The organism is Burkholderia anthina (assembly GCF_001547525.1).
Taxonomy (GTDB): domain Bacteria; phylum Pseudomonadota; class Gammaproteobacteria; order Burkholderiales; family Burkholderiaceae; genus Burkholderia; species Burkholderia semiarida.
This window is the reverse complement of sequence record NZ_CM003768.1, coordinates 1,901,157-1,916,230: the sequence shown is the minus strand read 5'-3', so window position 1 is coordinate 1,916,230 and position 15,074 is coordinate 1,901,157. Positions and strand designations below refer to the sequence as shown.

The 15,074-nt window shown below is 65.2% G+C and carries 14 protein-coding genes; 10 read left to right on the top strand and 4 right to left on the bottom strand.

Features of this window, described 5'->3' with window-relative positions:
- The first annotated feature begins 30 nt into the window (after positions 1–30).
- On the top strand, positions 31–966 hold the full coding sequence (locus WS64_RS08820; RefSeq protein WP_059573709.1) for an SPFH domain-containing protein: 936 nt from the start codon (positions 31–33) through the stop codon (positions 964–966).
- A 153-nt stretch (positions 967–1,119) separates the two neighbouring features.
- Here the strand turns inward: WS64_RS08820 and smpB are convergent, their stop codons facing one another.
- Positions 1,120–1,566: an SsrA-binding protein SmpB gene (gene smpB / locus WS64_RS08815; protein ID WP_006478511.1), complete on the bottom strand. Its 447-nt coding sequence runs from the start codon at positions 1,564–1,566 to the stop codon at positions 1,120–1,122.
- 99 nt (positions 1,567–1,665) lie between these two features.
- Between smpB and WS64_RS08810 the strand changes: the two genes are divergently transcribed.
- Entirely contained in the window at positions 1,666–2,103 is a 438-nt protein-coding gene (locus tag WS64_RS08810) for a type II toxin-antitoxin system RatA family toxin (protein ID WP_006483809.1), read from the top strand.
- Positions 2,104–2,107: 4 nt separating this feature from the next.
- On the top strand, positions 2,108–2,431 hold the full coding sequence (locus WS64_RS08805; RefSeq protein WP_050012887.1) for an RnfH family protein: 324 nt from the start codon (positions 2,108–2,110) through the stop codon (positions 2,429–2,431).
- A 42-nt stretch (positions 2,432–2,473) separates the two neighbouring features.
- Here the strand turns inward: WS64_RS08805 and WS64_RS08800 are convergent, their stop codons facing one another.
- The 3 genes from WS64_RS08800 to WS64_RS08790 form a co-directional block, all read right to left on the bottom strand.
- The gene (locus WS64_RS08800) at positions 2,474–3,439 is read right to left on the bottom strand and encodes a DMT family transporter (RefSeq protein WP_060966267.1); all 966 of its coding nucleotides are present in this window, start codon (positions 3,437–3,439) and stop codon (positions 2,474–2,476) included.
- Between the two features lie 120 nt (positions 3,440–3,559).
- Entirely contained in the window at positions 3,560–4,246 is a 687-nt protein-coding gene (locus WS64_RS08795) for a Vgb family protein (protein ID WP_060966927.1), read from the bottom strand.
- Between the two features lie 31 nt (positions 4,247–4,277).
- On the bottom strand, positions 4,278–5,498 hold the full coding sequence (locus WS64_RS08790) for a hypothetical protein (RefSeq protein WP_060966266.1): 1,221 nt from the start codon (positions 5,496–5,498) through the stop codon (positions 4,278–4,280).
- Positions 5,499–5,611: 113 nt separating this feature from the next.
- Between WS64_RS08790 and WS64_RS08785 the strand changes: the two genes are divergently transcribed.
- The 7 genes from WS64_RS08785 (at position 5,612) to WS64_RS08755 (ending at position 15,056) form a co-directional block, all read left to right on the top strand.
- On the top strand, positions 5,612–6,376 hold the full coding sequence (locus WS64_RS08785) for a DUF899 domain-containing protein (protein WP_059573712.1): 765 nt from the start codon (positions 5,612–5,614) through the stop codon (positions 6,374–6,376).
- A 28-nt stretch (positions 6,377–6,404) separates the two neighbouring features.
- Complete coding sequence (locus WS64_RS08780; RefSeq protein WP_060966265.1) at positions 6,405–7,214, top strand: DUF2182 domain-containing protein; 810 nt, start codon at positions 6,405–6,407, stop codon at positions 7,212–7,214.
- A gap of 282 nt (positions 7,215–7,496) precedes the next feature.
- The gene (guaB, locus tag WS64_RS08775) at positions 7,497–8,957 is read left to right on the top strand and encodes an IMP dehydrogenase (RefSeq protein WP_034207642.1); all 1,461 of its coding nucleotides are present in this window, start codon (positions 7,497–7,499) and stop codon (positions 8,955–8,957) included.
- Positions 8,958–8,963: 6 nt separating this feature from the next.
- Entirely contained in the window at positions 8,964–9,572 is a 609-nt protein-coding gene (locus tag WS64_RS08770) for a hypothetical protein (RefSeq protein WP_060966264.1), read from the top strand.
- A 107-nt stretch (positions 9,573–9,679) separates the two neighbouring features.
- Positions 9,680–11,299, top strand: a complete 1,620-nt coding sequence (gene guaA, locus WS64_RS08765; protein WP_059573715.1) for a glutamine-hydrolyzing GMP synthase — start codon at positions 9,680–9,682, stop codon at positions 11,297–11,299.
- A 134-nt stretch (positions 11,300–11,433) separates the two neighbouring features.
- Positions 11,434–12,051, top strand: coding sequence for a 2'-5' RNA ligase family protein (locus tag WS64_RS08760; RefSeq protein ID WP_244166545.1), 618 nt, complete (start codon positions 11,434–11,436; stop codon positions 12,049–12,051).
- Between the two features lie 302 nt (positions 12,052–12,353).
- A complete protein-coding gene (locus WS64_RS08755) occupies positions 12,354–15,056 on the top strand; it encodes an AAA domain-containing protein (protein ID WP_060966263.1) in 2,703 nt (900 codons plus the stop codon).
- The last annotated feature ends 18 nt before the right edge of the window (positions 15,057–15,074 follow it).

Here is a 15,074-nt window from a genome sequence, read left to right as displayed (position 1 = left end):
TCCGCCAATACAACAAGGAGGGAATATTTCATGGATTCGCTGATCATCTGGGTTGTCCTGCTCGTCATCGCGATCGTGATCGTGTCGAAGACGGTGAAGATCGTGCCGCAGCAGCATGCATGGGTGCTCGAGCGCTTCGGGCGCTATCACGCGACGCTGTCGCCCGGCCTCAATATCGTGCTGCCGTTCGTCGATCGGATCGCGTACCGGCACGTGCTGAAGGAAATTCCGCTCGACGTGCCCAGCCAGGTCTGTATCACGCGCGACAACACGCAGTTGCAGGTGGACGGCGTGCTGTACTTCCAGGTGACCGATCCGATGAAGGCGTCGTACGGGTCGAGCAACTTCGTGCTGGCGATCACGCAGCTCGCGCAAACCACGCTGCGCTCGGTGGTCGGCAAGCTCGAACTCGACAAGACGTTCGAGGAACGCGATTTCATCAACCACAACATCGTGTCGGCGCTCGATCAGGCCGCGGCGAACTGGGGCGTGAAGGTGCTGCGCTACGAGATCAAGGACCTGACGCCGCCGAAGGAAATCCTGCACGCGATGCAGGCGCAGATCACCGCCGAGCGCGAAAAGCGCGCGCTGATCGCCGCCTCCGAAGGCCGCAAGCAGGAACAGATCAACCTCGCGTCGGGTGCGCGCGAAGCGGCGATCCAGAAGTCCGAAGGCGAGCGGCAGGCCGCGATCAACCAGGCGCAGGGCGAAGCCGCCGCGATTCTGGCGGTGGCCGAGGCGAACGCGCAGGCGATCCAGAAGATCGCGAGCGCGATCCAGTCGCAAGGCGGGATGGATGCCGTGAACCTGAAGGTCGCCGAGCAATATGTCGGCGCGTTCGCGAATCTCGCGAAGCAGGGCAACACGCTGATCGTGCCGTCGAACCTGTCGGATCTCGGCACCGCGATCTCGTCGGCGCTGACGATCGTCAAGAGCGCGGGCGCCGCGTCGGGCGCGAAGGGTTGAGCCCCATCTCGACGCGCGCGCGGCTGCCGCGTGCGCGTCGTCGTGCGGCGAATCGTCGCGCAGCCGCGCGACCGGCCGGTGCGATTCACCACGTCCAAAGCAACACGGCCCGCTTCGAGCGGGCCGTGTCGTGTGCGATGAATGCCGTGTGCGTCAGGTGCCGGCGCGCATGATGCGTGCCTTCTCGCGTTCCCAGTCGCGCTTCTTCTCGGTTTCGCGCTTGTCGTGCAGCTTCTTGCCTTTCGCGAGTGCGATGTCGCACTTCACGCGGCCGCCCTTGTAGTGGAAGTTCAGCGGCACGAGCGTGTAGCCGCGCTGCTCGACCTTGCCGATCAGTTTCTTGATTTCCTCGCGGTGCAGCAGCAGCTTGCGCGTGCGAACCGGGTCGGGCTTGATGTGCGTCGAAGCCTCGGGCAGCGGGCTGATATGGGTCCCGATCAGAAAGATCTCGGCGTTCTTCACCACGACGTAGCCTTCCTTGATCTGGCCGCGTCCGGCGCGCAGCGCCTTGACTTCCCAGCCCTCCAGCACGAGCCCCGCTTCGTAGCGTTCCTCGATGTGATAATCGAAGTGCGCTTTCCTGTTGTCGATGATGCTCATGAAAGGATTGGGCCAACTCGTTTAAAATCACGATTTTAGCAAAGCGGGGCGGCAATTGCCCGGCTTGGCGTTTCCACTTTCAGCGATGCCGCGCGATTTATGGCAGATGTCCAGAAAACCGTATTGATTCGCCATTCGGCGGAACAGATGTTCGACCTCGTCACCGACGTGGCCGACTACCCCAATTTCCTGCCCTGGTGCGGCGGTGTCGAGATTCGCCGTCAGGACGAGAGCGGAATGGAAGCGCGCATCGACATCAACTTCAAGGGCATCAAGCAGCATTTCGCGACGCGCAACACGCAGCAGCGCCCGACCCGCATCGACATGGAGTTCGCGGACGGGCCGTTCAAGAAGTTCACGGGTTCGTGGCGCTTCATTCCGCTGCGCGCCGACGCGTGCAAGATCGAATTCGCGCTGCACTACGAATTTTCGAGCATCCTGCTCGAGAAGATCATCGGGCCGGTGTTCAGCCACATCGCGAACACGTTCGTCGATTCGTTCGTGAAGCGTGCGGACCAGCGGTACGGAAAGGGGTGACGCGATGCTGTCGATCGAAGTCTGCTACGCATTGCCGGACCGCCAGACGCTGATTCCGCTGTCGCTGCCCGAAGGGGCGACCGTGCGCTCGGCCATCGACGCGAGCGGCGTGCTCGCGCTGCACCCGGAGATCGATCTCGCGCACGCGAAGACGGGCGTCTACGGCAAGCTCGCGCCGCTCGATGCGCCGCTCGTCGATCACGACCGCGTCGAGATCTATCGTCCGCTGATCGTCGATCCGAAGCTCGCACGCCAGCGGCGTGTCGACAAATCCCGCCGCGACGGCTCGATCGAGGGCCGCAAGTGGATGCACAAGGACGCGCGCTGACGCGTCGTGCGCTCAGGTTGGTCCGATCAAACGCCGCGGCGCTCAGTGGGCCGCGGCGTTTGCGTTTGCGGGCGCGCCGCCCGGCGTGTCGCCGTGCCGTCGCACCGAGCCGTATACGCCCGCGAGCAGCAGCACGAGCGCGGCGATCTCGAGTGCGCGCGGCATCCGCTGGTCGTACACGAACGCATACAGCATCGCGAACACGGTTTCGAACACGATCAACTGGCCCGACAGCGTGAGCGGCAGCCGCTTCGACGCGGCATTCCACAGTCCGTTGCCGAGCCACGACGCACCGATCGCAAGCACGAGGTTCAGCAGCCAGAACAATTGCCAGCGCGAGGCGGGGACGGCCGCCTGCACCGTCCCGGCGGGCAGCGCGAGGATCGCCAGCCAGCAGAGCCCGCCGATCAGGCCCGTCACGACACCCCACAGCACCGACCATTCGTTGCCGCCGAAGCGGTGATGGCGCTGCAGGTAGCGTGTGTTTGCCACCGCATACCAGGTCCAGCTCGCGAGCGCGCCAGCCGCGCAGGCGATGCCCGCGAGCTTCTGGGCGAGCGTCGTCGCGTGCGCGGCCTCGGACGTAAACAGATCGACGTTGATGCAGACGATGCCCGCGATCACGAGCGCGAGTGGGGCGGCGAGCCGCCGCAGCGGCATCGCGCCGTGGTCGCCGAGGCCCGCGAGCGTGACGGTCACCGGCAGCACGCCGACGATCAGCGAACTGGGCGCGATGCCGATCAGGTGCACGGCGCCGGACAGCAGCATGTAGTACGCGACGTTGCCGATGACGGCGAGCCTCACCAGTGCGACGAGATCCGCGCGGGTCAGCCGATCGAGCAGCGAGCGGGCGGCCGGCAGCGCGGCCGCGAGCGACACGAGGCCGTACATCGTGTAGCGGCCGGCGCTCAGCAGCAGCGGCGAGAAATCGGTCAGCAGCCGCGGAACGAGAAACACCATGCCCCACAGGGCGCCTGCCAGGATACCGTACACCACGCCGCGCTGCATCGACCGCTCCGAAGAATGACTGAGGTGCGCGCATCTTAGCGATGCCGGCGCGGCGGCGTCTTGTTCATTCCTGCACTCGCGGCCGGGTGCGGCCGTCACGCGGCTTCGGCGGGCGGCGAATCATTCGTCCGCCGAATCGGGGGTTGGCCGCGCGCCGTCGCCGGCAGGCTCCGCGCGCGCCGGGCGGCGCACGGCGCGCAGCTTGCCGCTGTTGCCGCCGCCGCAGTAGAAGCGGTCGCGGCCATCGGATTCGAGGCCAGACACGCCGACGCCGGGCGGCATGTCGACCTGCTCGAGCACTTCGCCCGTGCGCGGATCGATGCGCCGCAGGTCGCTGCGGTCGGCTTCCCACGTGCCGTGCCACAGCTCGCCGTCGACCCACGTCACGCCGGTGACGAAGCGGTTCGACTCGATCGTGCGCAGCACGGCGCCCGATTGCGGATCCACCTGATGAATCTTGCGTTCGCGGTACTGGCCGACCCACAGCGTGCCTTCCGCCCACGCGAGCCCCGAATCGGCGCCGCCGCCGGGCGCCGGAATCGTCGCGAGCACGCGGCCCGATTCGGGGTCGATCTTCTCGATGCGGTCCTCGACGATCTGGAACAGGTGGCGGCCGTCGAACGCCGTGCCCGCGTGCGCGGCGACGTCGAGCGAGTGGACGATCGTGCCGCGCTCGGGGTCGAGCGCATTCAGCTTGTCGCCGGACGCGTACCACACGTGCCGCCCGTCGAACGTGACGCCGTGCACGCCGTCGACGCCCGGAAACGGGCCGTACTCGTGAAGGATGTCTGCGGTGGAGCGCTTCATGTTCGTCACCTCGTCGTTCGATGAGGCCATCCTAATCGCCCGGCAGCGCAAGCGGGAGTAACAAGGTCGTCGCGAATCCGGGCAGCGGCGGCGTGAGCCAGCGGCGCGCGCGTCCGCGGCCGAGTGTCTGCACCTTGCCGGTTTGCGCGAGCGCATCGAGCGCGCGCTGCACGGTGCGCTGGCTCGCGCCGAGCGCGAGCGCCAGCGCGGAGCTCGACCACGCTTCGCCGTCGGCGAGGAGCGCGAGCACGGCCGCATGGCGATCGTCGACCGGCCGCGCGAGGACGACGGTTTCGCGCACGCCGAGCGGTTCGAGCGCGAAGCCGCGCGGCGTCGCGACGACGTTCGCGAGCGGGCGCAGCACCGCGCGCAGCCGGCCGATCTCGACACGCAGCCGCGCGCGGTGCGATTCGTCGGCCTGTTTCGCGCGGAACGCGGCGGCGACGAGCGCATTTCTCGACACGTCGGCCGGCCAGGCCTCGCCAAGTGCACGGGCGAGCACGAACAGCACCGGGCGTCGCGCGAGCGACACGGTCGTGCGCGCATCGCGCACCGTGTGGCGGCACGCGTCGACGACGAGCGCATTCGACTCGAACAGCGTCTCGACTTCGTCGAGCGGCACGAGCCGCGACGTGCCGCGCGCGATGAGCCGCGCGGCCGGTGCGTCGAGCACGCGCGCCGCGGTGTCGACCTCGGCCGCCAGCGCGGCGATGCCGGCGGCGCGGGCGGCTGTCCGTGCGCGGTCGAGCGCCGCGCGGGCCGCGTGCGTGCGGATGCGGCGCATCGCGATGCCGGCCGCGATCAATTCATGGGCGGCGCGCGACGCGGGCGGCAGCGGCGCGGGGTCGAGATGCGCGAGCAGCCGCTCGGCCTCGTCGAGATGGCCGATCAGCAGCAAGCGGCGGACGCCGAGATAGCGGCCATGCGCGGCGTTCGCGCGGTCGCCATGCGCGTCGAGCGTCGCGCAGGCCGCGTCGAGCGCGCGCGTTGGCCAGCGCAGGTCGCGCGACGCGAGCGCGATTTCCGCTTCCGCGACGACGCAGCGCGCCCGTGCGACCGCTTCCTTCGCGCCGAATGCGCGTGCGGCGCCGCGCACGAGCGACCGTGCACGCTCGAAATCGCCAAGCTGCGCCAGCGCGATCCCGCGCAGCGCGAGCGCCGGCGCATCGTCGCGCAGCGCGACGCGGTTCAGCGCGCCGAGCGCGTCACCGGCCGCGAGCGCGTGCGCGGCCGCCGTGATCAGCGAATCCATTCGAATCCCGACACACTTGTCACTCCCTTCGGTCCGATGCCCGCCACTAATCTAGCACCACGCACACGGCCCGTACGCCGTGCCCGGATACCCATCGGAAGGAGGACCCCACCATGACGACCCATCTCACCGGCACCCGCGACGAATGGCTGGCCGCGCGCCGCGCGCTGCTCGACGCGGAAAAGGCGCTGACGCGGCACAGCGACGAACTCGCGCGGCAGCGCCAGGCGCTGCCGTGGGTGCGCGTCGACAAGACCTACCGGTTCGACACCGAAGCAGGGCAGGCGACGCTCGACGACCTGTTTGGCGGCCGTTCGCAACTGCTCGTCTATCACTTCATGTTCGGCCCCGACTACAAGGCGGGCTGCCCGTCGTGCTCCGCGCTCGCCGACGGCTTCGACGGCTTTGCCGTGCATCTGGCGCATCACGACGTGACGCTCGCGGCCGTGTCGCGCGCGCCGCTCGCGAAACTGCTCGCGTACCGGCAGCGGATGGGGTGGACGTTCCCTTGGGCGTCGTCGGTCGGCAGCGATTTCAACTTCGATTTCAACGTGTCGTTCACCGAAGCGCAGCAGCGCGCGGGCGACGTCGAATACAACTATGCGAAGGCTGGACACGCGATGGACATGGATCCGCCGCCGGCGCCCGTCGTGCAGTTCGCGGCCACGTGCGGCACCGATCCGGTCACGTATGCGCTCGATCGGCCGGGGATGAGCGCGTTCGTGCGCGAGGACGGCGCCGTCTATCACACGTATTCGACCTATGCGCGCGGCCTCGACGGATTGTGGGGGATGTATCAGTGGCTCGATCGCGCGCCGCGCGGACGCAACGAGGCCGGCCCGTGGTGGCGCCGTCACGACGAATACGCGCGTGGCTGAGCGGGCCGGCCACGGGCGGGAGCGCGCGATGACGCGAACGGCAACCGGAGAGGCGGCCCCCGATCCGCGGGCATTCGGCGTGGCGGCCACCGCCGTGTTCGCGCTCGCCGCGATGGCGACGCTGGCGCAGCACGCGTCGATGGGTGCGATGGGCGGCGAACCGATGCCCGGCGGCTGGATGGCTTCGGCCGTATGGCTGCGGCCGTGCGGCCAGGGCGCCGGCCGCGCATTCGCGGCCTTCGCCGGAATGTGGGGCGCGATGACGGTGACGATGATGCTGCCGGTGCTCGCGCCGCAGCTCTGGCATTACCGGCGGCGCATCGGCCCACGGGCGGCGGCGCGGTCGGCCTGGCTCGTCGTCGTCGCGGGGGCGGGATATTTCTCGGTCTGGATGGTGCTCGGGGCGCTCGTGTTGCCGGCCGGCGCTGCGCTGACGGCGGCCGCTGCCCGTCTGCCGGCGCTCGCCGGGGCGATGCCGTTCGTGGCCGGCGCCGTCGTGCTGGCCGCGGGCACGTTGCAATTCACCGAATGGAAGGCGCGGCGGCTCGCGTGCTGCCGGCACCCGACGGCGCACGACGTGCATCGGCCACGGGCAGCGGCCGTCACGGCATGGCGGTACGGCGTGCACGCCGCGGTCCGATGCGGCGCGTGTTGCGGGAATCTGATGGCGGTCGCGCTGGCGGCCGGCATGATGGACCTGCGCGTGATGGCCGCCGTGACGGTCGCGATCGCCGCCGAACGCGTTGCGCCTGCCGGCTGGCGCGTCGCGTGGATCGTCGGTTGCGGGACGGTGGCGGGCGGCATCGCGATGACCGCCCGTGCGGCCGGTCTGGCGTGAGGTCGGGCAGGCAAGCCGCTTCGGCGCGCGGGTCGCCGGGCCGTGCGCGGCCGCCGCCGTCGCGCCCGTGTCGCCTCGCCGCGACACGCGCACGTGCCGTCCGGCCGCCGGCTGCGCGAATGGCTCGACGCAGCGGTGAAACGAAAGTCGATCGAAAACGAACCGAACGGCGATCCGAACGATTCGGCCCCCGAACCGCCGAAACCGGCTAAGCCGTTGTTCGTGTTGTGAAAAATCACGGCGCTTCGCGTATAATTCGCTTTTGCGCCCATAGGATTTGCCATGCGTCTGATCCAAAAAGCACTCACTTTCGATGACGTGCTCCTCGTTCCCGCCTTCTCCGACGTTCTCCCGCGCGACACCAGCCTCAAGACCAAGCTGACCCGCAACATCTCCCTGAACATGCCGCTCGTGTCCGCCGCGATGGACACGGTCACCGAAGGTCGCCTCGCGATCGCGATGGCGCAGCAGGGGGGCGTCGGTATCGTCCACAAGAACCTCACGCCGGCCGAGCAGGCCCGCGAAGTCGCGAAGGTCAAGCGTTTCGAGTCGGGCGTCGTCCGCGACCCGATCACGGTGCCGCCGCAAATGAAGGTGCGCGACGTGATCGCGCTGTCGCGCCAGCATGGCATCTCGGGCTTCCCGGTCGTCGAGGGCCCGCAGCTCGTCGGCATCGTCACGAACCGCGACCTGCGTTTCGAAACGCGCCTCGACGAGCCGGTCAAGTCGATCATGACGCCGCGCGAGCGCCTCGTCACGGTCAAGGAAGGCACGCCGCTCGCCGAAGCGAAGGCGCTGATGCACAGCCACCGCCTCGAGCGCGTGCTGGTCGTCAACGACGCGTTCGAGCTGCGCGGCCTGATGACCGTCAAGGACATCACGAAGCAGACCGAGCACCCGGACGCGTGCAAGGACGAACACGGCAAGCTGCGCGCAGGCGCGGCGGTCGGCGTCGGCCCGGACAACGAAGAGCGTGTCGAACTGCTGGTGCAGGCCGGCGTCGACGTGATCGTCGTCGATACCGCGCACGGCCACAGCAAGGGCGTGCTCGAGCGCGTGCGCTGGGTCAAGCAGAACTTTCCGCACGTCGAGGTGATCGGCGGCAACATCGCGACGGCCGCCGCCGCGAAGGCGCTCGTCGAATACGGCGCGGACGCGGTCAAGGTCGGTATCGGCCCGGGCTCGATCTGCACGACGCGGATCGTCGCGGGTGTCGGCGTGCCGCAGATCAGTGCGATCGCGAACGTCGCGGAGGCGCTGAAGGGCACCGGCGTGCCGTGCATCGCCGACGGCGGCGTGCGCTTCTCGGGCGACGTGTCGAAGGCGCTCGCGGCCGGCGCGAACGCGGTGATGATGGGCAGCATGTTCGCGGGCACCGAAGAGGCGCCGGGCGACGTGTTCCTGTACCAGGGCCGCCAGTACAAGTCGTACCGCGGCATGGGTTCGGTCGGTGCGATGAAGGACGGCGCGGCTGACCGCTACTTCCAGGACAACTCGGCGAACATCGACAAGCTCGTGCCGGAAGGCATCGAAGGCCGCGTCGCGTACAAGGGTTCGGTCAACGCGATCCTGTTCCAGCTGGTCGGCGGCGTGCGCGCGAGCATGGGCTACTGCGGCTGCCGCACGATCGACGAGCTGCACGAGAAGGCGGAATTCGTCCAGATCACCGCGGCGGGCATGCGCGAGTCGCACGTGCACGACGTGCAGATCACGAAGGAAGCACCGAACTACCACGTGGACTGATCGCCGATGAAACCGCTGCTGCGAGCCGTGCTGATCGTCGATGCCGTACTGCTGCTGGCGTTCGGCGCGCTGTTCGTGCTGACGCCCTGGCAGGCGCTGTTCAATGCGCTGCAACTGGCGAACATCCAGCCCGCGATGCTCGGCCAGGCGTTCGGCATCGCGCTGCTCGGGCTCGCGTGGCTCGCGTTTCATGCGGCGTTCAACGGCGATCTCACGGCGCCCGTCGCGCGCCCGGTCGGCCACGTGTACTGGCTGACCGGCGTGCTGACGGTCGTGTGGTCGATCGGCACCGGCAGCGGGCCGGCGCTCGCGGCCGCCGGCCGGGTGCTGTCGGCCGTGGCCGGCGTCGCGCTGATCGTGCTCGGCCTCGGCGGCGTGCGGCTCGCATCGGCCGTGCGCCGGCGCGAAAGGGCCGACAGGGCGCAGGCGCTCGAGGGCCGCGATGCGAAGCGTCCGGTCGAACCGGCGCCGGCCTCCGTGGCGCAGCCGCGAGTCGAGCCGGTCGTCAGCCGTCCGGTGGCGCCTGCGGCGCCGGCCGCGGCTACCCCGTCGGCCGCATCCGACCGTGCGTCAGGCAGCGTCGCGTTCGACGCGCGCCCGCCGTCGCAGGATTGACCGGCGATGCGTCGCGCGAGCCGCCTGCCGCCCGACGCCGCTGTCCATGCTTTTGACGCAGCGCTCGATGCGCTGCTTTTCTTATTCTCTTCATCCCGTCCGCAGCCATGCACGACAAAATCCTGATTCTCGACTTCGGTTCGCAAGTCACCCAACTGATCGCGCGCCGCGTGCGCGAAGCGCACGTCTACTGCGAAATTCACCCGAACGACGTGTCCGACGACTTCGTCCGCGAGTTCGCGCCGAAGGCGGTGATCCTGTCGGGCAGCCACGCGAGCACGTATGAAGACCACCAGCTGCGTGCGCCGCAGGCCGTGTGGGATCTCGGCGTGCCGGTGCTCGGCATCTGCTACGGGATGCAGACGATGGCCGTGCAGCTCGGCGGCAAGGTCGAGTGGAGCGACCATCGCGAATTCGGCTACGCGGAAATGCGTGCGCACGGCCATACGCGTCTGCTCGACGGCATCGAGGATTTCACGACGGCCGAAGGCCACGGGATGCTGAAGGTCTGGATGAGCCACGGCGACAAGGTGGCCGAGCTGCCGCCGGGCTTCGCGCTGATGGCGTCGACGCCGAGCTGCCCGATCGCCGGCATGGCCGACGAGGCGCGCGGCTACTACGCGGTGCAGTTCCATCCGGAAGTCACGCACACGGTGAAGGGCCGGCAGATCATCGAACGCTTCGTGCTGCAGATCGCCGGCGCGAAGCCCGACTGGATCATGAAGAACCACATCGAGGAAGCCGTCGCGAAGATTCGCGAGCAGGTCGGTGACGAGGAAGTGATTCTCGGCCTGTCGGGCGGCGTCGATTCGAGCGTCGCGGCCGCGCTGATCCATCGTGCGATCGGCGATCAACTGACGTGCGTGTTCGTCGACCACGGCCTGCTGCGCCTGAACGAAGGCAAGATGGTGCTCGACATGTTCGAGGGCCGCCTGCATGCGAAGGTCGTGCACGTCGACGCGTCCGACCAGTTCCTCGGCCATCTGGCCGGCGTGACCGATCCGGAAGCGAAGCGCAAGATCATCGGCCGCGAGTTCGTCGAGGTGTTCCAGGCCGAGGCGAAGAAGCTGTCGAAGGCGAAGTGGCTCGCGCAGGGCACGATCTACCCGGACGTGGTCGAATCGGGCGGCACGAAGACGAAGAAGGCGACGACGATCAAGAGCCACCACAACGTCGGCGGCCTGCCGGAAACGCTCGGCCTGAAGCTGCTCGAACCGCTGCGCGACCTGTTCAAGGACGAAGTGCGCGAGCTGGGCGTCGCGCTCGGCCTGCCGCCGGAGATGGTGTACCGCCATCCGTTCCCGGGCCCGGGCCTCGGCGTGCGGATTCTCGGCGAAGTGAAGCGCGAGTACGCGGATCTGCTGCGCCGTGCGGACGCGATCTTCATCGAGGAACTGCGCGGCACGGTCGCGACCGCGCAGGATGCGGCGGCCGGCCTGTGCGGCGACGCCGACGTCGGCAAGAGCTGGTACGACCTGACGAGCCAGGCGTTCGCGGTGTTCCTGCCGGTGAAGTCGGTCGGCGTGATGGGCGATGGGCGGACGTATGACTATGTGACGTCGTTGCGGGCGGTGCAGACGACCGACTTCATGACCGCGCATTGGGCGCATCTGCCGTATGCGCTGCTCGGCCGCGCGTCGAACCGGATCATCAATGAAGTGCGCGGGATCAACCGCGTGGTGTATGACATCTCGGGGAAGCCGCCGGCGACGATTGAGTGGGAGTGAGCTTTAGCGCCGAGGCGTGCCTCGATGACTGATAGCGGCATCGGATGATGCGGACGCCCGGCGGGATACCTGTCGGGCGTTGTTGTTTGTGTTGTTGGCGGTCGGATTCGGTTGACGATACTGGAGGGTCCACCATGCAAATCGACAACGCTGCGGTGCAGCAACTGACGCTACCCGGATTCGAGGCAACTCGATTGATGCCGGAGCATCGCTTTTTCTTTGCCGTGATGCCCGACCCGGACACCGCTATGCGCATGACAAAGCAGCGCGAGCGTCTGGGCCCAGCCGTGCGGATCAGCGGTCGCCCGCTCGACGCTAAGCGTCTGCATGTCACGCTGTACAGTTTGGGCGACTTCGTGTATGTGCCGGAGATGGTTGTCGAGCGGGCATGTTTCGCCGCGGCAACTATCGATGTGCCACCGTTCGGCGTGACGTTTGATCAGATGCTGCGCTTCAACGGGCGACCCGGCCATCGACCTTTCGTGCTGACGGGGAGCGAGGGGCTGGACGCGTTGATCATGTTTCAGCGCAGTCTTTTAGACGCTCTCAGAGGAGCCCGTCTGCGTATTTCGGGTACGCGTTTCATGCCGCATCTCACGTTGCTTTACGGCGACGGAAAATTCGGTCGGTGCGACCTGGAGCCGATCACCTGGACCGTGAACGAGTTCATGCTGATCCACAGCTGGCTCGGCAAGACGCATTACGACGTGATCGGGCGTTGGCCGTTGACGGGCAACATCGGGACGATCTGAAAGGCGATCGTTTACGATCTGCAATTCTGCGATGGGTGGCGACCTGCCCGGAACGGCAGACGAAAGACCGCGATTCCGTTGTGGGGTGGGCAACTCGGCCTGCTTTTGGACGCAGTACGCATCTGGCCGCTTACGTATCCCGCTGTTCTCGAACGACGACTTATCAATAACAGTGCATTCGACCATTACGATCAAACTGCATTGACGCCCGTTTCGCTCCTTGCTGGATCGTCGTAGTCGAGTGTCGTTTAGAATGGGAAATCTGAATTTTTATGCTTTGAATAAATTCGCATAAGGATCATATGGTTTCCATCTGGATAAACGACGAAGAAAGAACCAGGCAGATCAAAGACTGGACGATATGGTGGGCTTCCGACAGGGAGGAGTTGATGTTGACTTGCCACTTCCCGTCCGGAAAATCTTTTCGTAGTCCGCTCGGCAATTGCAGAATCGAGCCGACTGAAATAGTCCAAGACAGGCTCCTGTCAAAGAAAGGAGGGGTGAAATTCAGCGTCGTCGACAAGGTGGTGATCTATGGCGGAAAATACGCTGCCGTCCACTATCCGGGCAGTCGAAAGATTTACGTCATGAACGCTCACGAAATCGAGCTCACCCGTACGACAAAAATCAAGAATGAACCGGTATTTCGCTATTTCGTTGCCGTGGCAAAGGCCCGAGCCGAACAAGCGAGCCTGCAGGACAAACCTATCGCCGACAACGTGCTGCGCCAGTTGGAGAAGGTGGCTCCGCATGAAGACACGGCGTTGCACGCGTATTGCACGGCACGGCATCAGTTGCGGACGCAAGGAGAGGGCTTTATTTACCCGTTTGGTGTCAACGAGAGTCAGCTTAAGGCGGTAGAGCAAGCTTTCGCCTCGCAAATCAGCCTGATAGAGGGGCCGCCCGGAACGGGAAAGACGCAAACGATCTTGAACATCCTTGCCAATATTCTATTGCGGGGGAACACAGTCGCTGTCCTGTCCAATAACAATGCTGCTGTTGAAAACATCTATGAAAAATTGAACAGGGTCGGGCTGGACTACGTGGTTGCCAAGCTGGGCCGTGCGGCAAATCGCGAGGATTTCTTTGTCGATGTTCCCGTCTTGCCGTCGGAGCCGCCTGCGCCACCTCCTGCGATGGATCAGATTCAAGCGGTTCTGCAGAAGCTGAAGCAACATCTCTATGTTCAGAACACCGTGGCTCGCCTGCAGGCCGAGGTCGATGAGCTCACCGTAGAGCTGAACTACCTAGTCGAGTGGCAGCGCGAGAATTCGGTGGCGACGCCGGTTTCTCTCGGCAAGTACAAACTGTCTCCGCGAAAATCGTCGGACCTGATGGCCTATCTGACCTATCTTGCGGAGAATCGTATTCGGCTCAAGGACCGACTCGAGCTGCTACTCAATTTTGGAATCTTTCGAGCGAAGCCATTTGAGGACTGGGAAAAGCGCAAATCGGTGATCTATGCGCTGCAGAAGCACTACTACGAAAGGACGCTGCAGGAGAAGCGATCTGCATTGACTGCCCATCGCGAAGCGCTGGTGCTGGGAAACTTCGACGCATTGCTGGATGAGCTGGTCGCAGGATCGATGGCTCATCTTAAGTACCATCTTCACCAGCATATCTCGCGGCACGAATCGTTCGATGCAGAGAATTACGGCAGGAACTTCGATGCGTTTGTGCGGCGCTTCCCGGTTATCGGTAGCGGCACGCATTCTATTGTCAACTCGGTCCATGGCGCGATTCTCGACTATGTGATCATCGACGAGGCGTCGCAACAAGACATCGTTCCCGGGATACTGGCGCTGGGCTGCGCCAAAAACCTGATCATCGTTGGCGACAGGAAACAGCTCCCCCATATCCCCCAGAAGCTTGGTATCGCTTCACCTGGCGAGTTCTACGATTGCGACAAATACAGTCTGCTCGATTCGTGCGTCGGCGTGTTCAAGGATTCGATACCGATGACGCTCCTGAGGGAGCATTACCGTTGTCACCCCAGAATCATCCAGTTCTGCAATCAGCAGTTCTATGACAATCAGCTTGTACCGATGACGCGCGACGGAGGCGAAAGCTCATTGGAACTGCTCGTCACGGCGAAGGGAAATCACACGCGCAGCAATGCGAATCGACGCGAACTGGATTCTCTGCTTGAGACGCTCAAATGGGATGGTGTGAGCGACTGGGACCAGGAGCGGCGCAGAGGGTTTATCGCCCCGTACAACGCGCAGGTGGCGCTGTCTCGCGAGCATTTGCCGGCCGATTTCGTCAAAGACACGGTACACAAGTTTCAAGGCAGGGAGTGCGATGAGATTGTCTTTTCCACGGTGCTGGACAAGAAGTACCGGAGTCAACAAAGCTTGGGTTTCGTCGATGATCCGCACTTGGTCAATGTGGCTGTATCGAGAGCGAGGCACAAATTCACGTTGGTGACGGGAGATGACGTTTTTGCTGCAACCAATGGACATATTGCGGCACTGATTCGCCATATCGAATACTACGCCCCCGAGAAGCAGATCCATCGCGCTCCGGTTGTGTCTGCTTTCGACCTGCTATACAAGGAGTATGACGCGTCACTCGAACGGCTGAACGCCAGGTTGCGTCCCGCCGACTCCCAATACAAGTCCGAACAGATCGTCGCGCAGATACTGCGTGAAGTATTGTCCGGCGACGCTTATCGGGCGATGACATTCCACTCGCAGATTGCCTTGATTCAGTTGGTGTCCATGACGAACGGCACCCTGACGTCACGGGAGCGGGATTTCATGAAAAATCGTGCGAGTTGTGATTTCGTGCTGTATTTCAAGGTGGGGAAGACGCCGTTGGGTGTGATCGAAGTGGACGGCGGATCGCACGGCACGGCGCAACAAATCGAACGGGATGAGCTGAAAGACAGCATTCTGAGGAAAAGCGGAATCCCCTTGCTCCGGTTGCAGACTGTTGAAAGTCATATCGAAGAAAAGGTCGCAGCCTTTTTGACCCAGTGGGCAAGCGGTACCGAAACTGCTTGATATGGATCGCGTTGCCGT